The 22,818-nt window shown below is 70.7% G+C and carries 20 protein-coding genes and 1 other RNA gene; 17 read left to right on the top strand and 4 right to left on the bottom strand.

Going from position 1 to position 22,818, the window contains the following annotated elements; all coding sequences use genetic code 11:
* The first annotated feature begins 32 nt into the window (after window positions 1-32).
* The 6 genes from AOM00_RS04065 to AOM00_RS04040 are packed head-to-tail and all read left to right on the top strand — an operon-like array spanning window position 33 to window position 6,157.
* Window positions 33-1,751 carry an ATP-binding cassette domain-containing protein gene (locus AOM00_RS04065; protein WP_062516566.1) on the top strand — a complete coding sequence of 573 codons (1,719 nt, stop codon included), beginning with the start codon at window positions 33-35 and terminating at the stop codon, window positions 1,749-1,751.
* Window positions 1,735-2,613 (top strand): ABC transporter permease, encoded by an 879-nt coding sequence (locus AOM00_RS04060; RefSeq protein WP_062516565.1) that lies wholly within the window; start codon window positions 1,735-1,737, stop codon window positions 2,611-2,613. Before AOM00_RS04065 ends, AOM00_RS04060 begins: the two co-directional genes overlap by 17 nt.
* Before the next feature lie 2 nt (window positions 2,614-2,615).
* Window positions 2,616-3,614 (top strand): ABC transporter permease, encoded by a 999-nt coding sequence (locus tag AOM00_RS04055; RefSeq protein WP_062516564.1) that lies wholly within the window; start codon window positions 2,616-2,618, stop codon window positions 3,612-3,614.
* A gap of 16 nt (window positions 3,615-3,630) precedes the next feature.
* Window positions 3,631-4,299 (top strand): cysteine hydrolase family protein, encoded by a 669-nt coding sequence (locus AOM00_RS04050; protein WP_062516563.1) that lies wholly within the window; start codon window positions 3,631-3,633, stop codon window positions 4,297-4,299.
* Between the two features lie 17 nt (window positions 4,300-4,316).
* A complete protein-coding gene (locus AOM00_RS04045) occupies window positions 4,317-4,907 on the top strand; it encodes a cysteine hydrolase family protein (protein WP_062516562.1) in 591 nt (196 codons plus the stop codon).
* On the top strand, window positions 4,904-6,157 hold the full coding sequence (locus tag AOM00_RS04040; protein ID WP_062516561.1) for an MFS transporter: 1,254 nt from the start codon (window positions 4,904-4,906) through the stop codon (window positions 6,155-6,157). Before AOM00_RS04045 ends, AOM00_RS04040 begins: the two co-directional genes overlap by 4 nt.
* A 28-nt stretch (window positions 6,158-6,185) precedes the next feature.
* Here AOM00_RS04040 and AOM00_RS04035 read toward each other — a convergent pair whose 3' ends face one another.
* A complete protein-coding gene (locus tag AOM00_RS04035; protein WP_062516560.1) occupies window positions 6,186-7,457 on the bottom strand; it encodes a metal-dependent hydrolase family protein in 1,272 nt (423 codons plus the stop codon).
* A gap of 88 nt (window positions 7,458-7,545) precedes the next feature.
* Between AOM00_RS04035 and AOM00_RS04030 the strand changes: the two genes are divergently transcribed.
* The 7 genes from AOM00_RS04030 (at window position 7,546) to AOM00_RS04000 (ending at window position 14,685) form a co-directional block, all read left to right on the top strand.
* The gene (locus AOM00_RS04030; RefSeq protein WP_082096565.1) at window positions 7,546-7,821 is read left to right on the top strand and encodes a hypothetical protein; all 276 of its coding nucleotides are present in this window, start codon (window positions 7,546-7,548) and stop codon (window positions 7,819-7,821) included.
* A 52-nt stretch (window positions 7,822-7,873) separates the two neighbouring features.
* On the top strand, window positions 7,874-8,992 hold the full coding sequence (prfB, locus tag AOM00_RS04025; protein ID WP_062516737.1) for a peptide chain release factor 2: 1,119 nt from the start codon (window positions 7,874-7,876) through the stop codon (window positions 8,990-8,992).
* A gap of 231 nt (window positions 8,993-9,223) precedes the next feature.
* A complete protein-coding gene (gene ftsE / locus AOM00_RS04020) occupies window positions 9,224-9,916 on the top strand; it encodes a cell division ATP-binding protein FtsE (protein ID WP_062307444.1) in 693 nt (230 codons plus the stop codon).
* Complete coding sequence (ftsX, locus tag AOM00_RS04015) at window positions 9,913-10,824, top strand: permease-like cell division protein FtsX (protein WP_062516558.1); 912 nt, start codon at window positions 9,913-9,915, stop codon at window positions 10,822-10,824. Before ftsE ends, ftsX begins: the two co-directional genes overlap by 4 nt.
* Entirely contained in the window at window positions 10,821-12,242 is a 1,422-nt protein-coding gene (locus AOM00_RS04010) for a M23 family metallopeptidase (RefSeq protein WP_062516557.1), read from the top strand. The genes ftsX and AOM00_RS04010 overlap by 4 nt, the downstream gene beginning before the upstream one ends.
* 82 nt (window positions 12,243-12,324) lie before the next feature.
* A complete protein-coding gene (gene smpB / locus AOM00_RS04005; protein ID WP_062516556.1) occupies window positions 12,325-12,798 on the top strand; it encodes an SsrA-binding protein SmpB in 474 nt (157 codons plus the stop codon).
* 72 nt (window positions 12,799-12,870) lie between these two features.
* Entirely contained in the window at window positions 12,871-14,685 is a 1,815-nt protein-coding gene (locus AOM00_RS04000) for a DUF2207 domain-containing protein (protein WP_082096562.1), read from the top strand.
* Between the two features lie 144 nt (window positions 14,686-14,829).
* Here AOM00_RS04000 and AOM00_RS03995 read toward each other — a convergent pair whose 3' ends face one another.
* Window positions 14,830-17,442 carry an MMPL family transporter gene (locus tag AOM00_RS03995; RefSeq protein WP_062516554.1) on the bottom strand — a complete coding sequence of 871 codons (2,613 nt, stop codon included), beginning with the start codon at window positions 17,440-17,442 and terminating at the stop codon, window positions 14,830-14,832.
* A gap of 187 nt (window positions 17,443-17,629) precedes the next feature.
* Here AOM00_RS03995 and AOM00_RS15365 point away from each other — a divergent pair, with 187 nt between their 5' ends.
* The 4 genes from AOM00_RS15365 (at window position 17,630) to AOM00_RS03975 (ending at window position 20,702) form a co-directional block, all read left to right on the top strand.
* On the top strand, window positions 17,630-18,190 hold the full coding sequence (locus AOM00_RS15365) for a TetR/AcrR family transcriptional regulator (protein WP_062516553.1): 561 nt from the start codon (window positions 17,630-17,632) through the stop codon (window positions 18,188-18,190).
* A gap of 76 nt (window positions 18,191-18,266) precedes the next feature.
* Window positions 18,267-18,634, top strand: a transfer-messenger RNA (tmRNA) gene (gene ssrA / locus AOM00_RS03985).
* A gap of 184 nt (window positions 18,635-18,818) precedes the next feature.
* A complete protein-coding gene (locus AOM00_RS03980; protein ID WP_062516552.1) occupies window positions 18,819-19,802 on the top strand; it encodes a calcium/sodium antiporter in 984 nt (327 codons plus the stop codon).
* 54 nt (window positions 19,803-19,856) lie between these two features.
* Window positions 19,857-20,702, top strand: a complete 846-nt coding sequence (locus AOM00_RS03975) for a formate/nitrite transporter family protein (protein ID WP_082096556.1) — start codon at window positions 19,857-19,859, stop codon at window positions 20,700-20,702.
* Between the two features lies 1 nt (window position 20,703).
* Here the strand turns inward: AOM00_RS03975 and AOM00_RS03970 are convergent, their stop codons facing one another.
* Entirely contained in the window at window positions 20,704-21,777 is a 1,074-nt protein-coding gene (locus AOM00_RS03970) for a fatty acid desaturase family protein (RefSeq protein ID WP_062516551.1), read from the bottom strand.
* A 153-nt stretch (window positions 21,778-21,930) separates the two neighbouring features.
* Entirely contained in the window at window positions 21,931-22,803 is an 873-nt protein-coding gene (locus AOM00_RS03965; RefSeq protein WP_062516550.1) for a VOC family protein, read from the bottom strand.
* Between the last annotated feature and the right edge of the window lie 15 nt (window positions 22,804-22,818).

Raw genomic sequence — 22,818 nt, 5'->3', positions numbered from 1 at the left:
CACGAGGCCCGCCCCGGAGAAGGAGAGGCCTCATGGCCGACACGACCGTCCTCACGGTCTCCGATCTCACCGTCACGTACCGCGGTCGCGGACGCGTGGTCACGGCGGTGTCCGACGTCAGCCTCACGATCGACGCCGGCCGATGCCTGGGCCTGGTCGGCGAGTCGGGATCGGGGAAGTCGACCATCGGCGCCGCCGTCCAGGGCATCATCCCCGCGGACGGCGTCGCGGAGGCGACCGGGAGCATCGTGATCGCCGGGCGCGAGCTCGCGCCCATCACCGACCCGGCGTGGACCCAGGTCCGGGGCAGCGACGTGACGTCCGTGTTCCAGGACCCCATGCGCTCGCTCGACCCGACCATGACCATCGGGCGGATGCTCAACCGGTACACCGGATCCGCCGAGGCGTCCGTCGCCGCGCTCGAGCGCGTGCAGATCCGTCGCGCGGGCGAGGTCCTCAAGAAGTACCCCCATCAGCTGTCGGGCGGGATGCGCCAGCGCGTGATGATCGCGCTCGCCCTCGCTCCTGGGCCCCGCCTGCTCATCGCGGACGAGCCCACCACCGCGCTCGACGTCTCGGTGCAGGCCGAGGTCCTCGGCGTCCTGCGCGAGTCCATCGAGGACGCGGGCTGCGCCGTGCTCTTCGTGACCCACGACCTCGGCGTCGCGCGCCACATGTGCGACGACATCGCGGTGATGAAGGACGGCGTCGTGGTCGAGGCGGGTCCCGCCGAGGATGTCATCGGACGGCCCAGCGACCCCTACACGCAGCGCCTCATGGCCTCCCGGATCACCCTCGAGACGGATCGGTCGCGTCCGGTGGGAGCGCCCGAGCGCGCGGTCGTGGCCTCGATGGAGGACGTGCTGCGCGGTCTCGACCGTCCCGCGCTCGACGTCACCGGCGCCTGGTCGGATGGCGCGCTCACCTGGGAGGCGTTCACCGGGCCCACCGCCGCGGTCGGTGCCGCGAGCGGGCACCCCGAGGTGCGGCTGGTGGAGCATGTCACGCGCGCGTCGCTCGCGGTCAACGAGGTGAACAAGACGTACTCGACCCGCGCCCGCGGCCGCAGGGTCGACAACCACGTCCTCAAGGATGTCTCATTCGAGATCGGCTACCGCGAGGCGGTCGCGCTCGTCGGGGAGTCCGGCTCGGGCAAGTCCACGCTCCTGAGGATCGCAGGCGGCATCGAGACCGCCGACACCGGCACGGTCGACGCCCAGGGCGTGGCGGGCGAGGGCACCCAGGTGGTCTTCCAGGATGCGGGAGCCTCGCTGACCCCGTGGCGCACCGTCGAGGAGCTCCTGCGCGAGCGCATCGAGCACACGATCACCGGTCGCGGGCTGTCCCGCGCGCAGATGCGCGCGATGGCGCTGAGCACGCTCGAGCTCGTCGGTCTCGACGCGTCGGTGCTGGCCGCGCGGCCCACCCAGCTCTCCGGCGGTCAGCAGCAGCGCGTCGCGATCGCCCGCGCCGTGGTGGTGCCGCCGTCGGTGCTCCTGTGCGACGAGCCGACGAGCGCGCTCGACGTGTCCGTCGCCTGCTCGGTCCTCAACCTCATCAACCTGCTGCGTCACTCGCTGGGCATCTCGATCATGTTCGTCACCCACGACCTCGCCGCGGCGCGGCTCATCGCAGACCGCGTGCTGGTGATGACCGGCGGCGAGATCGTCGAGACGGTGCCCGCCGAGCGGCTCGCTCAGGACATCACCACGGATTACGGACGGAGGCTCGTCGATGCTGTTCTCGCGTAGAGGCACGCTCGAGCGTGTCGAGGCGGCGCAGGCGTCGCGTCGCGACAGTGCATGGTCCGCCCTCGGCACGGGGGAGAAGGCCTCGCTCATCGCGATGGCCGCCATCGTCCTCCTCGCGCTCATCGGCCCCACGCTCATGCCGTACAGCCCGATCATCCCGTCGGGGCCCCAGCTCGCGCCGCCGCTCTCGTCCGGTCATGTGCTCGGCACCGACGTGCTCGGGATGGACATGGCGACCCGGCTCGTCGCCGGGATGCAGCGAAGCCTCCTCGCCGCCGTGGTCGTCACCGCCGTGTCCGCGGCGCTCGGCACGCTCATCGGGGTGCTCGCCGGCTTCCGGGGAGGCTGGCTCGACAGCGCGCTCATGCGCTTCACCGACCTGTTCCTGGCGTTTCCCGCGATGATCATCGCAATGGCGGTCGCGGCCGCGATCGGCCAGTCGCTCGGGTCCGCGATGATCGGCATCATCGTGGTGTGGTGGCCGCTCTACGCACGCCTGGTGCGCGGCGAGGTGCGCCGCGTCGTCGCCCTTCCGCACGTCCAGGCCGCCCGGGTGTCGGGGGTCCGTGGGTGGAGGCTGCTGTGGCGCCACGTGGTGCCGGCGGTCATGCCGACCGTGGTGGTGACCGCGAGCCTCGACATCGGTGCGGTCGTCATGACGCTCGCCGCGCTGTCGTTCATCGGGCTCGGCACCCCCGCCCCCGCCCCGGAGCTGGGCCGCATGGCCTCGGACGGCATGAAGTACTTCCTCAACGCATGGTGGATCGCGGTGCTGCCCAGCGTCACGATCGGCCTGCTGGCCTTCGTCTTCAACTATGCCGGCGACGCCCTGCGCGTGGTGCTCCGGCGGACGGGTGTGTGACCATGCTGAGCTTCGTCGGCAAGCGCCTCGGCTCGCTCGTGGTGGTGCTGTTCTTCCTCACGCTGCTGGTCTTCACGCTCGGCAAGGTCGCCGACTCCGATCCGGTGCGCACGTACGTGGGCGTCAACGCCAGCGTCGAGGCGGTCGAGGCCGCGCGTGAGGAGCTCGGCCTCGACGATCCGATCCCAGTCCAGTTCGCGAGCTTCGTGGGCGGAGCCGTGCAGGGGGACTTCGGCGTCTCGCTCGCATCCAAGCGCCCCATCTCCGACGAGCTGTCGACCCGGCTGCCGGCCACCCTCGAGCTCGCGGGCTGGGCGCTCACCCTCACGGTGCTCATCGGGGTGTCGCTCGCATCCCTCTACTCGCGGCCCGGCCGCATCGGCGCGGTGCTGAGGTTCGTGTTCTTCTCCGCCGCCTCCGCGCCGTCGTTCCTCATCGCGATGCTCTCGGTGCTCGTGTTCTACAAGTGGCTCGGCGGCATGCTGCCGGCAGCGGGCCGCTCCTCGTACGGCCCCTACGACGACGGGACCGGCTTCTACGTGATCGACGGCATCCTGCACGCGAGCCCCACCTACACGTGGGACGCGATCCAGCACCTGCTCCTCCCGGCGCTCGCGGCCTCGGTCGGTGCGGGGGTGGCGCTCGCCCGCGTGCTCGCCGACGGCATCTCCTCGTCCCTGTCGTCGCCGTGGGCGAGGACCGCGCGCGCGCTCGGCGAGCGCGAGGGCACCATCGTCCGGCGGCATGCGCTGCGCAACGCCTCGTCGCCCGCGCTGTCGCTCCTCGCGGTGCAGGCGGGGTTCATGGTGTCGAGCCTGGTGGTGGTGGAGCAGGTGTTCTCGTGGAACGGGCTCGGCTCGTACCTGTCCTCCGCGATCGGCGTCGGCGACTTCCCCGCGATCGCGGCCGTGTGCCTCATCCTCGGCGCGGTCTACGTGGTCCTCAACACCCTCGTCGACGTCGCGCTCGCCGCGGTCGACCCCCGCGTCCGTCTCTCCTGAACCGAAAGGACCCCCCATGCCGCTCCAGGTGACCGACTGGTCCCCCCACGACGAGCTGAACCCCGTCGGCAACGTCACCCTTCTCGTCGTCGACATCCAGGGCGGAGGCGCGGCTCCGCACGTGTCGACGCTCGGCGGCATGACCGGGCAGCAGGCGCGACGCCAGCGCGCGATCGACCTCGTGAATGCGTTCCGCGCCAAGGGGCGGCCGGTGGTCTTCCTCCAGGAGGTCCACAAGCCGTCGCTCATCGACATCGGACGCGAGCTCGATGGTGCCGAGGGCGCCCACTGCGTCGAGGGTTGGGAGACCACCGAGCTCTACCCGGGGCTCGAGCCGCTTCCCCACGAGTACCTGGTCCAGAAGCGCCGCTACTCCGGCTTCTACGGCACCGAGCTCGACATCGTGCTCAAGGGCTACGGGACGGACACGATCGTCATGATCGGCGGCCTCACGGACGTCTGCATCCACTACACCGCCGTCGACGCCCATCAGCTCGACTACCGGTTCCGCACCATCAGCGACCTGGTGGGCGGGTCATCCGACAAGGCGCACGATGCGGCGCTGCGCGCCATGAGGTACCTCCAGCGCGACTCGCTCGTGACCGCCGACGCCGCGCACGCGTGGCTCGACTCGCTGACGGACGCCCCCATGCCGGGGGCGGACGCCATGGACCTCGAGCGCTGACAGGACAGGAGCACCACATGAACATCCACGGCAACCCCGTCCTCGTCGTCGTCGACTTCCAGGGAGGACCGCTCGACGGCAGCCCCGGCCAGCAGGACGGCTTCGACGTGCGCGCGCAGCGCGACCGCGCGGTCGCGATGGTCGACCTCGCCCGCGAGAAGGGCGTCCCCGTCGTGTGGATCCAGGAGGTCCACAAGCCCCACCTCATCGACATGGGCCGCGAGATGGACGGGTCCGAGGGCCCGCACTGCATCGAGGGCAGCCCGTACACGGAGCTCGCGTCCGGGCTCAAGCCGACCCCCGACGAGTTCCACATCCGCAAGCGCCGCTACTCCGGGTTCTTCGGCACGCAGCTCGACATCGTCCTGCGCGCGTACAAGGCGGACTCCGTGATCCTCATCGGGGGCTTCACTGACATCTGCATCCTCTACACCGCGGTCGACGCCCACCAGCGCGACCTGTTCCTCAACGTGGTGACCGATGTGGTGCACGGCTCCTCGCAGCAGGCCCACGACGATGCGCTCGACATGATCGAGTACATGCAGCGCCGGTCGCTCGTCACCTCGGCCGAGACGATGGAGTGGCTCGAGTCCGTCGAGCGCGTGTGAGCGGCATCGACCGTCGCGTGCACACGACGCTGTGGATCCTCGCGTCGGCCGTGTTCGCGGCGACGCTCGGCAACATGCTCGTGCCGGGCGTGCTCCCGACCTTCTCCGAGGAGACCGGGATCTCGATCGCGGACGTCGGACGCTCCAACGCGGTGTTCGGCCTCGCGTACGCCGCTGCTGCGCCGACCCTCGCGATCCTGGTGCGTAGGGTCAGCCCGTACACCGTGCTCATCATCGCGCTCGCGCTCGAGGCGGTGACGCTGGTCGGGGTCGCGGCGGCAGGGTCGACCGAGCAGCTCGCGGCGGCCCGCATCGCCCACGCGGTCGCGGCCGCAGGGGTGGTGCCGATGTGCACCGTCCACGCCGGCTCGATCGTCGCGCCCTCGCTACGTTCGCGCGCGCTGTCGATCTCCTTCGGCGGCATGGTCGTGTCGTCGCTCGTCGGCGCGCCGCTGGGCAACACGCTCGCGGGCCTCATCGGCGCGCGGGCCTCGTTCATCGCGGTGGCGGTGCTGCTCGTCGTCGTCGCGCTCGTCGCGCTGCGCGCGTCGCGCTGGCAGGCGGGGCTCGTCGCCGACGCGGAGGCGAGCCACGCGGCAGGGACCACGTCGGGCGCGCTCGGCATGTGGGCGTGGATCACGCTCGGCGCCGTCTTCGCCACGGCGGCCATGGAGGGCGCCGCGACGAGCGGCCTCAACACCTTCGTCTCGCCGTTCCTCACGGACGCGGTGGGCGCCACGGGCACCCCGCTGTCGCTCCTGCTGCTGTGCTACGGGATCGCCGGGCTGGCGGGCAACGCGCTGCTGGGCGCGATCGCCGACCGTGTGGGCCCGGGCCGCGCGCTCGTGCTCGTCGCGGCGGCCGCGGCGGCCTCGGTCGCGGGCCTCATGATCGTGGACGCCGCGTGGCAGGCGGCCGTGTTCCTGCTGGCGTGGGGCTTCTGCTCGTGGGCGATCAACCCGCCGCTCCAGGCGCTCATCATCGGTCACGCCGGCAGGCACCTCAAGCTGCTCGTCGCTGTGAACTCGTCCGTGATCTTCACCGGGTCGTCGCTCGGTGCCGCCGTTGCGGCGGCTCAGGTGGACGGGGGCGGGCTTGCGTCCCTGCCGCTCACGGCCGCGGCGCTGTTCGCCCTGTCAGCGGTGGGTGCGGCCGTGGCCTGGCTGGCGTCCCGCAAGGCCGCCGCGAGCCTCGCGGTGGACGCGCATACGGCCGACGTCGAGCCGTCCGTCCCACCGCCCGGCGCCTGAGACCCGACCCCGGCGCACGGCGGAGCGGTCAGCCGATCCGCCCGTCGAGGTCCTTCGCGGCGCGGCCGGCCTGAAGCACGGTCCTCGCGCGCGACGCATCGGACAGCACGTGCGGGGCCGACAACGGATCCACGTCCCACAGCACCAGGTCGGCGAGCTTGCCGACCTCCACGGAGCCCAGATGGTCGGCGAGTCCCAGCAGCCGAGCGCCCTGAATCGTGCAGGCGTGAAGCGCCTGGAGAGGCGTCATCCCGGCATCGACCAAGTGGCCCATCTCCGCGCCGTTGCGTCCGTGCGGGTGGATCCCCGCGTCGGTGCCCATGGCGACGGGCACGCCCGCCTCGATCGCGCGGCGCGCAGCGTCGCGGCCACGGACCTGCCACTCGAGCTTCTTCGCCACCACCTGCGGCGGCTTCTTCGCGGGGTCCGGCGACAGGGACAGCGTGGAGAGCGTGGGGACGAGCACGGTGCCGCGCGCGAGCATCTCCTCGATGAGCTCGTCGGACATCTCGTAGCCGTGCTCGAGGCTCGTGACGCCGCCGCGCACCGCGGCGAGCGCGCCCTCGTTCCCCTGCGCGTGCGCGGCGATGGGACGCCCGCCGCGGCGCGCGAGCTCGGCCACCATGAGCCGCACCTGGCGTTCGGGGATCCCCAGGTCGTCCGGGCTGTCCTCGGGGGTGCTGATGCCGCCGGTGGTGCAGATCTTCACCACGTCGGCGCCGGTGCGCACGAGCGTCCGGATCGCCTTGACGACCTCGTCGTCCGAGTCGACGACGCCCACCGAGGGGATGGGCTCGAAGTCGCTGTAGGCCGGAAGGCTGCGGTTGGCGCGCACCGGGTCGGCGTGGCCGCCGGTGGGGGAGAGCATCGTGATCGCGAGGTGCATGCGCGGGCCCGCGATGAGCCCGGCCTCGACGGCGCGGCGGTATCCCGGCGTGAGACCGGCGAGGTCGCGTACCGCGGTGACCCCGGCCTCCACAGTGAGCCGCATCGACTCAGCGGTCGCGAACGCGTGCTCCTCCATGAACTTGAGCCGGTCCGCCTCCGGGTTGGACTCGTTCGGCATGGTGAGGTGGACGTGCGTGTCGACGAGGCCCGCGGTGAGGAAGAGCCCCGAGGCGTCGACCGTGGCCTCCGCGCGCGTGGCGGCGGGGCCGACCCCGATCGCGACGATCCTGCCGTCGACGACCTCGACGTCCGCGGTACGGGGTTCCGCCCCTGTGCCGTCGATCACGGTGGCGCCGACGATGCGGATGGACCCCTGCCGGACAGGGGTGACGGGGAGGCGCGTGGGTGACATGGTTCCCTTCCGAAGCGGTTCTCGCCACGAGCCTAACGCCCGATAGGTGAACGCCGTGTTTCGGGAGGAACCCCCTACGATGGCCGCCATGACCGCCTCGCTCCGCCACCGCATCGTCCTCAGCGCCGCCGTGGGCGCGCTCGCCCTCTCGCTCGCCGGGTGCGGCGACGCGAAGGACGCCCTCACCGAGGCCACGTCCGGCGCGAAGGACGCGATCGAGAAGGCGAACGAGGTGAAGGACCAGGTCGAGCAGAAGGCGGACGAGGTCCAGCAGAAGGTCGACGACGCGAAGACGACGATCGACGAGACCAAGAAGAAGGTCGAGGACGTCAAGGACGCCGTCGACGCGGTCACCGGCGGCTGATCCCGCGCATCGCGCGCGAGGTCCCGCACCCGCGCCACTAGACTTGACGCTCGTGGCCACCGACTTCGCGACCGAGATCCAAGAGCTCCGCTCGACCTTCTCCCAGATCGAGGCGGTGACGGACCCGACCCGGCTCAAGGCGCGCATCGCCGAGCTCGAGGAGGCGGCCGCCGCGCCCGACCTCTGGGACGACCAGGACAACGCCCAGAAGGTCACCAGCCAGCTGAGCCAGGCGAACGCCGAGCTCGACCGCGTGACGCGCATGGGCGCGCGCATCGACGACCTCGAGGTCCTGGTGGAGCTCGGCATCGAGGGCGAGGACGAGGACACGCTCGCCGAGGCCGACGCCGACCTCGCGAAGCTCAAGTCCGACCTGTCCGCCATGGAGGTCCGCACCCTGATGACGGGGGAGTGGGACGAGCGCAACGCCGTGGTGACCATCCGTTCCGGCGCCGGCGGCGACGATGCGACGGACTTCGCCGAGATGCTGCTGCGCATGTACCTGCGCTGGGCCGAGCGCCACGGCTACGGCACCAAGGTGCTCGACACCAGCTACGCGGAGGGCGCCGGCATCAAGTCCGCGACCTTCGAGCTCAACGCGCCGTACGCCTACGGGACCATGTCGGTCGAGGCCGGCACGCATCGTCTCGCGCGCATCAGCCCCTTCGGGTCCGCTGACAAGCGCCAGACGTCGTTCGCCGCGGTCGAGGTGATCCCCGAGATCGAGCAGACCGACCACATCGAGGTCCCCGAGTCCGAGATCAAGGTCGACGTCTTCCGCTCTTCCGGTCCGGGCGGCCAGTCGGTCAACACCACCGACTCCGCCGTGCGCCTCACGCACCTCCCCACCGGCATCGTCGTGTCGATGCAGGACGAGAAGTCGCAGATCCAGAACCGCGCCGCCGCCATGCGCGTCCTGCAGTCGCGCCTGCTGCTGTTGAAGAAGGAGCAGGAGGCCGCGCAGAAGAAGGAGCTCGCGGGCGACATCAAGGCGTCGTGGGGCGACCAGATGCGCTCGTACTTCCTCTACGGCCAGCAGCTGGTCAAGGACCTGCGCACCGGCTACGAGGTCGGCAACCCGCAGATCGTGTTCGACGGCGACCTCGACGGCTTCATCGACGCGGGCATCCGCTGGCGCCGCGCGGAGCAGAAGGCCGCCCAGCAGTCCTGACAGCAGCAACGGATCTCGCCGCGACACGCCGGTGAGGAAGGACGATGCGCCGGGACGGCCCGGCGTGTCGCCGTGGATTCCGTTGGGGCTGTCAGAAGGTCGATGCATCGCCAACTGTCGGGATGTGACGAACAGGACACGCCGGGTGCGGCGCGCCTCCCCGCACCCTGGTGAGGGCGTTCCTACCATGCTGAGGTGGCGCGGGTCCTACCCCTCGCGCGCGCAGCACTCATGATTCGACTCGACAACGCCACCAAGGTCTACAAGCGGGGCGCCCGTCCCGCGCTCGACTCCGTCTCCGTGGAGATCGAGCGCGGCGACTTCGTGTTCCTCGTGGGCTCGTCCGGATCGGGCAAGTCGACGTTCCTCAAGCTGATCCTGCGCGAGGAGAGGCCCACCGGCGGCGACGTCTACGTCGCGGGCCGCCACCTCAACAAGCTCTCCGCCTGGCGCGTCCCGCACCTGCGCCGCGAGATCGGCGCGGTGTTCCAGGACTTCCGCCTGCTTCCCAACAAGACCGTGTACCAGAACGTCGCCTTCGCGCTCCAGGTGATCGGCAAGAGCCGCCACCACATCCAGTCGACCGTGCCCGAGATGCTCGACCTCGTGGGCCTGTCGGGCAAGGAGAAGCGCTTCCCGCACGAGCTGTCGGGCGGTGAGCAGCAGCGCGTCGCGATCGCGCGCGCGTTCGTCAACCACCCCCCGATCCTGCTGTGCGACGAGCCGACGGGAAACCTCGACCCCGGCACCTCGGTGGGCATCATGCGCCTGCTCGACCGCATCAACCGCACGGGCACCACCGTGCTCATGGCCACGCACGACGACGAGATCGTCGACCAGATGCGCAAGCGCGTCATCGAGCTGCGCGGCGGCGAGCTGGTCCGCGACCAGGACCGCGGTGTCTACGGGTTGGAGCGCGTGTGAGGCTCCGGTTCATCTTCGGCGAGGTCTTCAACGGCCTCCGCCGCAACACGACCATGGCGCTGTCCGTGGTGCTCGTGACGTTCGTGTCGCTCATGTTCGTGGGTGCCGCCGCGCTCACGCAGATGCAGATCGACCAGCTCAAGGACGACTGGTACGGCAAGGTCGAGATCGCGATCTTCCTGTGCCCCGAGAGCTCGCGCAACGAACGATGCGCCGAGGGCGCCGTCACGGCGGCGCAGGAGGACGACATCCGCGCGGTCCTCGAGGACGGCGCTCTGAGCGACCTGGTCCAGAAGGTCTACTACGAGTCGCGCGAGGAGGCCTACGGGAAGTTCGTCGCGAACGACGACGAGGGCATCTGGTCGTACCTCACGCCCGAGCAGATGCAGCCCAGCTTCCGCGTCAAGCTCTCCGATCCGGAGCAGTACCAGGTGGTCGCGGACGCGACCGAGGGTCTGCCCGGCGTCGACGTGGTCCGCGACCAGCGCGAGATCTTCTCCGAGCTGTTCCGCTTCCTCAACGCCGCCACGGTGATCGCCGCGGCGCTGGCCGGCGTCATGCTCATCGCCGCGATGCTGCTCATCACCACCACCATCAGGCTCAGCGCGCTCAGCCGCAGGCGTGAGACGCAGATCATGCGCATGGTGGGATCCTCGCGGTCGCTCATCCAGATGCCGTTCATGCTCGAGGGCGCGGTCGCCGCGACCGCCGGAGCGGTGCTCGCGATCGGCGGCCTGTTCTTCGGGGTCCGCTACCTCATCGAGGACTGGCTCAAGAGCTCGGTGACGTGGGTCCAGTACATCGGCACGTCGGATGTGTGGAACGTCGCGCCGTGGCTGCTGGTGATCGCGGTGGGCCTCGCGGCCGTCGCATCCATCGTCACCCTCGGGAGGTACACGCGCGCATGATCCGCCACCTCCGCACGCCCCTGCTCGCCGCGACGGCGACGCTGCTCGTCGCCGTGCTGACCGGCACCCTGGTGACGGGTGCGGGCGCCGAGGGCGGCATCCGCTACGACTCGAGCTACGACGACGACATCGAGCGGGCGCAGGACAGGTCGGACTCGTACGACGAGCAGCTCGAGGACCTCGAGGGTGCCCTCGAGGACACGAGCGCGGAGATCATCGCAGCCTCCAAGAAGCTCAAGGCGACCGAGGCGAAGCTGCCCGCGGCGCAGGAGGCGCTGGACAAGGCGAACGACAAGGTCGACGAGGCGCTGCTCCAGCAGAAGCTCACCGCGGACAAGCTCGCGGCGGCCGAGGCGCAGGACAAGGCGATCGCGGACCAGATCGCGGAGGACGAGGCGCGGATCGTCGAGCTCGAGGAGATCGTCGCCGCGCTCGCCCGCGCGCAGTACCAGGGGGTAGGCGACGACGAGGCGCTGAGCCTCGTGTTCGGCGCGAGCACGTCCCAGGAGTTCATCGACAAGTTCGCGGCGGAGCACAACGCCTCGCGCGTGCAGTCGAACGCGCTCGCCGATGTCGAGGAGATCGCCGCGGTCAACCGCAACCGCGGTGCGCGTCAGGAGGCCGTGCGCGACTACATCGTCGAGCTCAAGGCCGAGGCCGATGCGCTCGTGGTCGAGACCGAGCGGCTCCAGAAGAAGGCGGCCGAGAAGAAGGCCTCTCTCGACGAGCTGGTCGCGGAGCAGCAGAAGCTCAAGGCGGACCTCGAGGCGAAGAAGGCCGAGGAGCTCGCGCGCCAGGAGGCGCTCGAGGCTAAGCAGCAGGCCGTCCGCAACACCATCAAGGACCTGGTCAAGAAGAAGCTCGCCGAGGAGGAGGCCGCGCGCAAGGCCGCCGAGGAAGCCGCCCGCAAGGCCGCCGAGGAGGCCGCCAAGGGCAACGGCGGCTCGTCGAGCTCCGGCGGCTCGTCCAGCTCCGGCGGCTCGTCCAGCTCGGGCGGCTCGACCAGCACGTGGAGCAAGGGCCTGCTGGGCTGGCCCTCGCCGTACCACGTGGTGACCTCGAGCTACGGCATGCGCTTCCACCCGATCCTCCACTACTGGCGCCTTCACGCCGGCACCGACATCCGCGCGTACTGCGGCACCCCGATCTACGCGGCGCGCGCGGGCAAGGTGCAGTGGGCGATGTGGCGCGCAGGGCTCGGCAACACGGTCCTGCTCGACCACGGCTACATCGAGGGCAAGTCGCTCATGACCAGCTACAACCACCTCACGCGCTCCGTGGTGAGCGCGGGTCAGTACGTGACCAAGGGGCAGCTGGTGGGCTACTCGGGCAACACCGGCACGTCCGCGGCATGCCACCTCCACTTCGAGGTGTACGTCAACGGCGACACCACCGATCCGATGCAGTACATCGGCTGAGCGTCCGCACGCGCACCGCTAGACTGGTGCGTCGCGCCTACCCGGCGGTAGGCGGCCCAGGACGGAGCCGAGGAGGTGGCACATGGCTGAGAGCGGCATCAAGGTGGTCGCGACCAACCGTGCTGCGCGCCACGACTTCTTCATCGACGACGTCCTCGAGGCCGGCATCGTCCTCACCGGCACCGAGGTGAAGTCGCTCCGTCAGGGCCGCGCTGTGATCGGCGATGGCTACGTCTACGTCGACGGCGGCGAGGCGTGGGTGGAGAACGTCCACATCCCCGAGTACTCGCAGGGCACGTGGACCAACCACGCGCCCAAGCGCAAGCGCAAGCTGCTGCTCCACGGGCACGAGATCGAGGACCTCCAGCAGCGCACGCGTGAGAAGGGCTTCACGATCGTCCCGCTGCGGCTGTACTTCCTCGACGGGCGCGCGAAGCTCGAGATCGGCGTCGCGCGCGGCAAGAAGATGCACGACAAGCGCCAGGCGCTTCGCGAGAAGCAGGACAAGCGCGAGGCCGAGCGCACCTTCGGCACGCAGCGCGGCATCAACCGCTGACCGACCTGCCGGCGGCGGGACGATGCGCGGGTCGCGTCCATCGGGGCGCGCCGGGGTGGGCATGATGGACCCATGGTCCGCATCGTCCTGTCTGTTCTGTCAGCCCTGGTAGCCGCGTTGGTGCCGGCCGCCGCGCACGCCGACGCGCCCGACGGCGGCCGGAGCGTCGAGAGGTGGGAGGCGGCCTACACGCTTCAGGGCGACGGGTCCGCGGACGTCACGGTCGAGATCGACTTCGACTTCGGCAACGACCCCGGTCACGGTCCGTACTGGACCCTGCCGATCCGCCAGGCCACCGACGATCCGGACTACGACCGCGTCTACGCCATCACGGATGTGGACGCTGCGTCGCCGTCGGGCGCGCCCGCGAAGGTCTACCTCGAGGAGGGCGACGACTGGCTGGTGGTCCGCGTGGGCGACGAGAACGTGGGCGACGTCTCCGGCGTGCAGACCTACGTGCTCACCTACACGGTCCATGACGTCATGAACTCCACCGATGCGGGCGACGAGTTCTACTGGAACGTGATCGGCGACGGGTGGGAGACGCCCATCGCCGACATCCAGGTGACCGTGACGGGCGAGGCCGACGTCACCGACGCGATCTGCTTCGCAGGACCCGCCGGCGGCACCACCGCATGCGACGGCGTGGACTTCGGCGGTGTCGGCGCGACCTTCACGCAGACATCGCTCGAGCCCGGGGAGCCGATGTCGGTCGTCATGGCCTACCCGGCGGGCACGTACGCGACGGAGCCGGTGCTGCGGGAGAGCAGCGACCTCGCGCATGCCTTCCGCATCACGCCCTGGACCGTCGGTGGCTTCCTGGTGCTGCTGCTCGGCGGCCTCGCGCTGGTGGTGCGCAGGATCCGCACCACGGGCGCGGACCTCGAGTACGCCGACTTCACGCCCGGCGTCGGCCCCGCCGGGGGAGAGGTCGCCGCGGTGCGCAAGCGCGATACGCGCGCTCCCGTCGCGGTCGCGTTCGCGCCGCCGGACGGCCTCCGCCCGGGACAGCTGGGCACCCTCATCGACGAGAAGGCCGATGTGCGGGACGTCACCGCGACGATGGTGGATCTCGCTGTCCGCGGCTACCTGGTGATCGAGGCCTCGGCTGAGGACGAGTACACGCTGGTCAAGCAGCGCGATGCCGACGACGCGCTGCATCCGTACGAGCAGATGCTCTTCGACGCGATCTTCACCGGCCGCGACCGGGTCACGCTCGACGACCTCAAGACCACGTTCCACGCGGACATGGCGAAGGTCCAGGCCCAGCTCTACCGCAACGTCACCAACAACGGCTGGTTCCGGTCGAACCCCACGCATGCGCGCGGCGCGTGGGCAGGGACGGGCGCAGCGGTGCTCATCGCCGGCGTGCTCGCGACCGTGGGGCTGGCGAACGTGTCCTCGCTCGCGTTGATCCCGCTCGCGCTCGTGGTGGTGGGCATCGTCATGGTCGCGACCTTCGCGATCGCGCCCGCGCGGACGCCCGAGGGCAGCCGGATCCTCGCGCAGACCAAGGGCTTCGAGCTCTACCTGCGCACCGCCGAGGCGGCGCAGCTGCGCGTCGAGGAGGGCCACGACCTGTTCAGCAGGTACCTGCCCTACGCGATCGCGTTCGGCGACGCCGAGGTGTGGACCAAGAAGTTCGAGCAGCTCGCGGCGCAGGGGGCGCGTCTGGCCGAGCCGACCTGGTACCGCGGCTACGGCTTCGGCTACGGGCTGTTCTGGGCCCACGCCGCGGGCTTCGGCCACCGCATGAACGAGTTCACCGCGCTCGCCGATGCGGCCATCAGCGCGCCCACGCCGGGCTCATCGGGCGGATCGGGGTTCTCGGGTGGCGGCGGCTTCTCCGGCGGCGGCGGGGGTGGAGGCGGCGGCGGAGGCTGGTGACCCGCCGGCGCACGCTGTGAGGTGCTCGGTGCCCATCTCGGGCCGGATCGGGCACCCAGCACCTCCTGGCGCGCCGCCGGGAGGCCCAACGCGAAGAGGCCCGCACCCCCGTACGGGGATGCGGGCCTCTCCGCGTGATGGAGGTCAGGCCGTGGCCGGCTGCTCCTCGTCGGGCTCCTCGGTGTGGGGCACGGGGTGCTCGCGCTCGAGCGCCGCGCCCTCCACGTCCACGTTGGGGAGGATCTTGTCGAGCCAGCGCGGCAGCCACCACGCCTTCTCGCCCACGAGGTGCATGAGCGACGGCACGATGACCATGCGGACCACGAAGGCGTCGAACAGGACGCCCATCGCGAGCCCGAAGCCCATGGGCCGGATCATCGCGATGTGCGAGAACACGAAGCCGCCGAACACGGAGATCATGATGATCGCGGCGGCGGTCACCACGGCGCGCCCGTGGCGCAGACCCGCGACCACCGAGCGGCGCGCGTCGAGGCCGTGGACGTACGCCTCACGCATGCCCGTGGTGAGGAACAGCTGGTAGTCCATCGCCAGGCCGAACAGGATGCCGGTGAGGATGATCGGCAGGAAGCTCAGGATCGGGCCCGGGTCGTGGACGCCGAAGATCGAGCTGAGCCAGCCCCACTGGAACACCGCGGTCACCATGCCGAAGGCCGCGAAAAGCGACAGCACGAAGCCGAGCGTCGCGATGAGCGGCACGATCAGCGAGCGGAACACGATGATGAGGATGACGATCGACAGCCCGACCACGATCGCGAGGTAGAGCGGCAGCGCGTCGTCCAGCTTCTGCGAGACGTCGATGTTGCCGGAGGCCTCGCCGGCGACGCCGATGACGGTGCCGTCCTCGAGCGGCGAGAGCTCGCGGAGGTCCTCGACCAGCTGCACGGTCGACTCGCTGCCCGGGCCCTCCTGGGGGATGACCTGGAAGGCGAGGAAGCCGTTGTCCTCGGAGGCGCCGGCCGGCGCGACGGCTGCGACGTCGGGGTTGTCCATGAGGACGTTCGCGATGTCGACCTGGGCCGCCAGGAGCTCGTCGTCGGAGACCGCCTCGGGCAGGTCGGCGGTCACCAGCAGGGTGCCGTTGACGCCCTCGCCGAACTTCTGGTCGACGGTCTTGTAGGCGATGTACTGGGTCGAGTCCTCGGGCTCCTGCGTGCCGTCGGGCAGGCCCAGGCGCATCGACATCGCGGGGATCGCGAGGATGAGCAGGCCGACCACGGCCGCCGCGAAGCGCAGCAGCGCAGCACCGGTGCGCATCGGCGCGACGGGTGCCTCGGCGTGCTCGGCGGCACCGCGGGACGCGCGGGCCTTCTTGCTGAGCACGCGGTGGCCGATGAGGCCCAGCACGGCGGGCGTGAGCGTCACGGACACCAGCACCGCGATGCCGACGCCGAACGCGCCGACGGTGCCCATGATGCCGAGGAAGGGGATCCCGGTGATGTTGAGGGCGAGCAGCGCGACGATGACCGTCGAGCCCGCGAACACCACCGCGTTGCCGGACGTGCCGTTCGCGAGGCCGACGGACTCGTGCAGGTCCATGCCGCGCTTGTACTGCTCGCGGTGGCGGTTGGCGATGAACAGCGAGTAGTCGATGCCCACGGCGAGAGCGAGCATGACGCCGAGCACGGGGGTCACGGAGGACATCTCGACCACGCCGGAGAAGGCGAGCGTGGTGGCGACGCCCACGCCGACGCCGAGCACCGACGTGAGGATGGGCATGAGCGCGGGCCAGATCGCTCGCATCATCACCATGAGGACCACGAAGGCGAGCGCCACGCCGATGATCTCGCCGGCGCCCATGACGCCCTCGACCGAGGTCGCGATGTCCGCGGAGAAGTTCACGGTGATGCCGTCGGGGGTGGCGGCGCGGACGTCGGCGATGACCGCGTCCTTGTCCTCCTGGACCACCTCGTACACGTTGGTGTCGAACTGGATGATGCCGAGCGCGGTGGTGCCGTCCTCCGACACCGAGCGGATGCCCGACGCGGCGTCCGCGAGCTGGGCGCCGAGGGCGAGCTGCGCCTCCTGGGCCTCGAGCTCCGCGCGGCCGTCGTCGATCTGCGCCTGGCTGTCGTCGAGCTGCGTCTGCTGCTCCTCGATCTGCGCGAGGCCCGCGTCGAGCTGCTCCTGCTGCGCGTCGATCTGCGCCTGCTGCGCCTCGAACTCGGCGACCGCGAACTCGTAGGTGCCGGCGTCCTTCGCCTGCTGGATCGCCTCGTCGAGCTGGGCCTGGCCCGCGTCGAGCTGTGCCTGGCCCTCCTCGAGCTGCGCGAGGGCGTCGTCGAGCTGGGCCTGGCCCGCGTCGAGCTGCTCCTGGCCGGCGTCGAGCTGGGCGCGCGCGTCCTCGATCTGCTGCGGCGCGTCCGCGAGCTGCGCCTGCTGCTCCTCGATCTGCGCCTGCGTGGCGAACGGATCGATCACGCCGGTGACGGCGTCGACGTCCTGCGCTGCGGCGAGCGCGTCGCTGACCTGCTGCTTCTGCTCGTCGGTGAACGGCTCGCCGCTCTCGGTCTGGAAGACCGCGCGCGAGGATCCGCCCGCGAGCTCGGGGATCTCCTCCACCAGCTGGTCCGTGACCTTCTCGGTCTCGAGCCCGGGGATGGAGAAGCTGTCGGTGAGGGTGCCGCCGAAGGCGACGAAGCTGCCGCCGGCGACGCCGAGCGCCAGCAGCCACGCGACGATCGCGATGAGCGGCCGCATCGCCGACGCGCGGCCGATGCGGTACAGGAGGTGGGCCACAGGGGAACCTTTCTCAGGGGTGATCCGGGGAGGGTGGCGACGATGCCCTGGCGTGATGCCCGGCCGCGCGGGCGGAGCCCGGGCCGGGTGGCACGTCTCAGGGAAGTCTAGGACAACTCCGACGAGTTTCACGACAAGTGTTGGTTATCGGTTGGTGAACCGTCGGAGGCGGTGCCACAATCTCCCCGTGGATGCGCGCATCGTGAGGACCCGGAGACGCCTGCAGGAGGCTCTCGTCGCGCTCGCGAGCGAGCGGGGGCTCGACGACGTCTCGGTGAGCGACATCGTGGCCGCCGCCGGCGTCAACCGGTCGACCTTCTACCAGCACTACTCCGACAAGGAGACGCTGCTCGCCGATGCGCTCGACGCCGTCGCCGAGGAGGCCGGGGCCGGGATGACCGGGCTGGTCCTCGGCGCCGCGCCGCCCGAGCCGCTCGTGCGGTTCCTCGAGCATGTCGAGGCGCATGCGGACCTGTACCGGCGGGTGTTCACCGAGCCCGGCTACGGCGCGGTGCTGACGCGGCTCCGCAGCCGCAGCCGCGAGGCGATCGTCGACCTCGCGCCCGACGTCGAGGAGGTGTCGCGCAAGCAGCTGCCGGTCGACGTGGTGGCGGCGGGGCTCACGGGGCTCGTGCTCGGGGTCGTGGGGGAGTGGCTGGTCACCGAGGACCGGCCTCCGGCCGCCGAGGCCGCGGGCTGGATCTGGAGCATCGTGCTCGGCCTGCCGGTGCTCGGCGAGGGCGCCTGAGCGCCTCCCGGGCGGGCCATGGAGGCGTGCTTGGGCGCTGTCGGTCGTCCCGGTAGACTGGTGTCATAACTGCACAGGGGATGATCGGTTTCGACGTGTGTTTACTTCCGGAGGGAAGCGGGCCGAGAACGCAGAGTTATCTCGTAAACGACCTCTGCAACCTATAGGTGCCGATTCCAAGCGCACCGACTTCGCCCTCGCTGCCTAAGCGAGCGCCATGAAGTCCGTCAGCCCAGGGGTGTTCCCGACCTGGATCCTGGCGTCGACTAGGGAACTTGCTTCAGCCCTGCGTCATCGGGGGCTGCGGGACTCTTAGATGACTGAGCCCGCTCACCACCTGCCTGATGGTGGGTGAGGGGCTGAGAAAACCTTCTTCAGGCTGCGCCCGGAGAAGACTTCGGTTTGGACATGCGGACCCGGGTTCGATTCCCGGCATCTCCACCTCTCGCGAGGCCCCCGACGCCCACCGGCGTGCGGGGGCCTTCGCATGCCCGGCGCCGGGCGCCCGCCCGCCGCGCCCGCCCGCCGCGTCCGTGCTTCCCCGCGGGACATGGGTGCCGGATCCGGCCCGGATACGACCCTCATGTCCCGCCAGCGGGCTCGCGAGAGGCGTCACTAGGCTCGGGCCATGACGCTGGCGATCCTCGCGACCCTGGCAGGCCTCGCCGCGCTCGCGTGGAGCGCCGACCGCTTCGTCTCCGGCGCCTCGTCCGTCGCGGCGCACCTGGGCATGGCGCCGCTGCTCATCGGCATGGTGGTGGTCGGCTTCGGGACGTCCGCCCCCGAGCTCGTGGTGTCCGCCTTCGCGGCCGCGGGCGGCGATCCCGAGATCGCGCTCGGCAACGCCCTCGGCTCGAACATCGCCAACATCGGGCTCATCCTCGGCATCACCGCGATCATCGTGCCCGTCCTGGTCCACCGCGGCGTGCTCCGCCGCGAGCTGCCCCTGCTGCTGGCGGCGACGCTGCTGCTCGGACTCGTCCTGCTCGACGGGAGCATCTCCCGTGCCGACGCCGGGATCCTGGTCGCCGCCCTCGGGGCGCAGCTGGTCTGGGCGGTCCGCACGGGCACCCGACGTCCCGCGCAGGGCCAGCAGGAGGACGAGCTCGCCGTCGCGGTCGAGACCCGCGAGATCGCGGTCGGGATGTCCTATCGCGCCGCGTGGGCGTGGACCATCGGCGGCATCGTGCTGCTGGTCGCGGCCTCCCGCGTCCTCGTGTGGGGAGCGGTGGGCATCGCGGAGCGGCTCGGATGGTCGGACCTCGTGATCGGCCTCACCGTGGTCGCCATCGGCACCTCGGCGCCGGAGCTGGCGGCGGCCGTCGTCTCCGCGCGCCGGCGTGAGACGGACCTGGTGCTGGGCAACGTCATCGGCTCGAACCTGTTCAACACGCTCGCGGTGGTGGGGCTCGCGGGGCTCATCGCACCCTCGGCGGTCGAGCCCCAGGCGCTGACGCGGGACCTCCCGGTGCTCCTCGCCTTCACGCTCGCGCTGCTCGTCATGGGCTTCCGGCCCCGAGCGGACGGACGCATCAACCGCCTCGAGGGTGGCGCGCTCCTGGCGGCGTGGATCGCGTACACCGCGGTCCTCATCGGCACCGCGAGCGGCTGAGCCTCGGGACCTCCGTACCTGCTCGCACGCCGTATCGCCCCTTACCTTCGATACGTGCTGACCCTCCCCGAAACAGTCGACGTCCATGCCAAGGCCGCCGTGGCCAAGGTGAAGCTCTCGCGCACCCCGCTGCGCCTCCTCGTCTCGGCGATGCTCGCCGGCATGTGGATCGGCGTCGGCGACGTCCTCATGTGGTCGGCCGCGGGGCCGTTCCACGTCGCGGGCGACCCGATGGAGAAGCTCGTCGCGGGCAGCGTGTTCGCCGCCGCGCTCACCATCGTGGTCTTCGCCGGCTCGGAGCTCGCGACCAGCGCGATGATGATCCTCCCGCTCGGTGCGATCCGCCGCACCATCTCCTGGTTCCAGGCCGCGGGTGTGCTCCTCGCGATCTTCTTCTCCAACATGATCGGCGCCTTCGCCTTCGCGTGGGTGATGATCCAGACCGGCGTGCTGGGTCACGGCGCGGCAGGCGAGTTCGCCGCCGACACCCTCGCGGGCAAGATCTCGCACACCCCCGCGGAGCTGTTCTGGCGCGGCGTCATGTGCAACGTCCTCGTGTGCGTCGCCATCTGGGCCGCGGCCCGTCTCAAGAACGAGGTCGCCAAGGCCGTCATCATCTTCTGGGCCGTGCTCGCCTTCATCGCGTCGGGCTTCGAGCACGTGGTCGCGAACATGACCACGTTCGGCATCGGCCTCATCAGCGGCGGCGACGTCACCTGGGCGGACTTCGGCACCAACATGGTGTGCGTGGGCCTGGGCAACCTCGTCGGCGGCGCCGTGGTGATCGGTCTCGCCTACGCCTTCGTCGCAGGAAAGGCGCGTCCGGACGCGGACGATGCGGTGGCGCAGGATCCGGTCGAAGAGGCCCAGGCCGTCCTCGAGGACGCGACGGCCCGCTGAGCTAGCGCCCCATCGCGACGCGCTCGGGGCAGTCGAACGGGTCGCGCGCGGCCAGCCCGACGCGGTTGAGGTACTGCACCACGATCGCGTAGGACTGCAGCAGCGTGGTCTCCGTGTAGGGCACACCGACGTTCGCGCAGTGCTCGCGGACGATCTCCCGGGCGCGTCCCAGGTGCGGACGCGCCATCGAGGGGAACAGGTGGTGCTCGATCTGGAAGTTGAGCCCGCCCATGAGGATGGACATCGCCCAGCCGCCCCGGATGTTGCGGCTGGTGAGCACCTGCTTGGACAGGAAGTCCATCTTCATGTCCGCAGGGACGATCATCATGCCCTTGTGGTTCGGCGCGAACGAGGCGCCCATGTAGACGCCGAACACGGCCATCTGCACGCCGAGGAACGCGAACGCCATGCCGAGCGGCAGGAACCAGAACAGCGGGATCAGGTAGAGCGCGAAGTGCGCCACGATCGCGGGGATCTCCTGCCAGCGCTGGCGTCGCGTCCCAGAGGTCACCAGCGAGCGGATCGACTGGTAGTGGAGGTTGATGCCCTCGAGCGTGAGGAGCGGGAAGAACAGCCAGCCCTGCCGCGCATTGATCCACCGCAGGAACCCGCGGGCGTTCGCGGCGTCCTCCTCCTGGAACGCGATGGTGTCCATGTCGATGTCGGGGTCCTTGCCCACGCGGTTGGGGTTGCCGTGGTGGCGCGTGTGCTTGTGCATCCACCACTGGTGGCTGATGCCGACCATCAACGTGCTGAGGAAGCGACCCAGACGGTCGTTCGCGGGTCCCGACGCGAGGACGGTCCGGTGCGACGCCTCATGCCCCAGGAAGGCGAGCTGCGTGAGCACGATGGCGAGCGCGGCCGCCATGAGCAGCTGGAACCACGAGTCCCCGAGGAGGATCACGCCCGTGACGACGCCGCCGAGCGCCAGCGCGAGCACCGCGCCGTAGACGGCGTAGAAGCCGTAGGCGCGCTCGAGGAGGCCGGTCTCGCGGATGGTCGCCGACAGCGCCGCGAAGCGGCGGGTGACGTGGTTGACGGGCAGGGACGATGCGGGGGGCTGCGCGGGGATCATGCCTCTCCGGGGTCGTGGCGGGTGACTTCCCAGTCGGGCTGAGCGGCAGTGCTCGTCATACGGATGGCGCCTACCCTACGGTGCCGTAGGTTCGGTGTCACGGTTCACGCGCAGAACCACCCCCCACCTGGGATGACGCCGTGTCCTGGGCGGTCAGCGCCCGGCGACGGTGACCCGGATCTGCGAGCCCCACGGGTCCGCGACCGTCACCGTGCGCCCGTCGTCCGCGACCGCCGCGGCGCGGTGGGCGAGCCGTTCGCGCAGCGCGCCCAGGTCGTCCGCCGACGGCAGCACGATGTCCATGGTGCCCAGGCCGAGCGAGGCCGCGCGCGGGCCGGCGCCGCGCGAGTTCCAGGTGTTGAGCCCGATGTGGTGGTGGTAGCCGCCGGCGGACACGAACAGCGCGCTGCCCATGTCGAGCACCTCGTCGAAGCCGAGCGTGCGCACGTAGAAATCCTTCGCGGTGGGGATGTCTCCCACCTGGAGGTGCACGTGGCCCACGCTCGCGGCGACCGAGGGCGCGGCGACCTCCGCCTCCGTGAGGTGGCTGGTAAGGAACCCGTTGACGTCGATGTGCTCCGTGCCCATGAGGGGCCGGCCGGTGGCGTCGCGCCGCCAGCTCTCGCGCGGGCGGTCGAAGTACAGCTCGACGCCGTTGCCCTCCGGGTCGTCGAAGTAGAAGGCCTCGCTCACCAGGTGGTCGGCGGCGCCGGTGTAGGAGCCCGGCGCGGCCTGCGCGACCCGCAGCACCGCGGCGGCGAGACCTTCGCGCGAGTCGAACAGCACCGCGGTGTGGAACAGGCCCGCGCCGTGGCGGTCGAAGCGAGGAAGCCCGCGCGTGGGGGTGAGCACCACGGTGTCGACGCCGCCGCGCCCGAGCACGTGGCGGTCGCCCTCGACGCGGATCTGCTCGAGCGCGAGCACGTCGCGGTAGTAGGCGAGCATCATGTCGAGGTCCTCGACGTGCAGCTCGACCGGTCCCATCGTCGTGCCTGCCGCGATGCGGTCCGTGCGCGAAGCGTCCATGTGCGTCCCTCGTCC

It is taken from the genome of Demequina gelatinilytica (assembly GCF_000971115.1).
Lineage (GTDB): Bacteria > Actinomycetota > Actinomycetes > Actinomycetales > Demequinaceae > Demequina > Demequina gelatinilytica.
The sequence above is the reverse complement of the archived record's forward strand: the minus strand, read 5'-3'. Positions and strand labels throughout refer to the sequence as shown.

Coding starts and splice junctions, on each gene's coding strand:
- AOM00_RS04055 (WP_062516564.1), top strand. CDS start 2,616: ATGCTGAGCTTCGTCGGCAAGCGCCTCGGCTCGCTCGTGGTGGTGCTG.
- ftsE (WP_062307444.1), top strand. CDS start 9,224: ATGATTCGACTCGACAACGCCACCAAGGTCTACAAGCGGGGCGCCCGT.
- AOM00_RS03980 (WP_062516552.1), top strand. CDS start 18,819: ATGACGCTGGCGATCCTCGCGACCCTGGCAGGCCTCGCCGCGCTCGCG.
- AOM00_RS04045 (WP_062516562.1), top strand. CDS start 4,317: ATGAACATCCACGGCAACCCCGTCCTCGTCGTCGTCGACTTCCAGGGA.
- AOM00_RS03970 (WP_062516551.1), bottom strand. CDS start 21,777: ATGATCCCCGCGCAGCCCCCCGCATCGTCCCTGCCCGTCAACCACGTC.
- AOM00_RS04065 (WP_062516566.1), top strand. CDS start 33: ATGGCCGACACGACCGTCCTCACGGTCTCCGATCTCACCGTCACGTAC.
- AOM00_RS04050 (WP_062516563.1), top strand. CDS start 3,631: ATGCCGCTCCAGGTGACCGACTGGTCCCCCCACGACGAGCTGAACCCC.
- AOM00_RS04030 (WP_082096565.1), top strand. CDS start 7,546: ATGACCGCCTCGCTCCGCCACCGCATCGTCCTCAGCGCCGCCGTGGGC.
- AOM00_RS04000 (WP_082096562.1), top strand. CDS start 12,871: ATGGTCCGCATCGTCCTGTCTGTTCTGTCAGCCCTGGTAGCCGCGTTG.
- AOM00_RS04060 (WP_062516565.1), top strand. CDS start 1,735: ATGCTGTTCTCGCGTAGAGGCACGCTCGAGCGTGTCGAGGCGGCGCAG.
- AOM00_RS04035 (WP_062516560.1), bottom strand. CDS start 7,457: ATGTCACCCACGCGCCTCCCCGTCACCCCTGTCCGGCAGGGGTCCATC.
- smpB (WP_062516556.1), top strand. CDS start 12,325: ATGGCTGAGAGCGGCATCAAGGTGGTCGCGACCAACCGTGCTGCGCGC.
- AOM00_RS04010 (WP_062516557.1), top strand. CDS start 10,821: ATGATCCGCCACCTCCGCACGCCCCTGCTCGCCGCGACGGCGACGCTG.
- AOM00_RS03965 (WP_062516550.1), bottom strand. CDS start 22,803: ATGGACGCTTCGCGCACGGACCGCATCGCGGCAGGCACGACGATGGGA.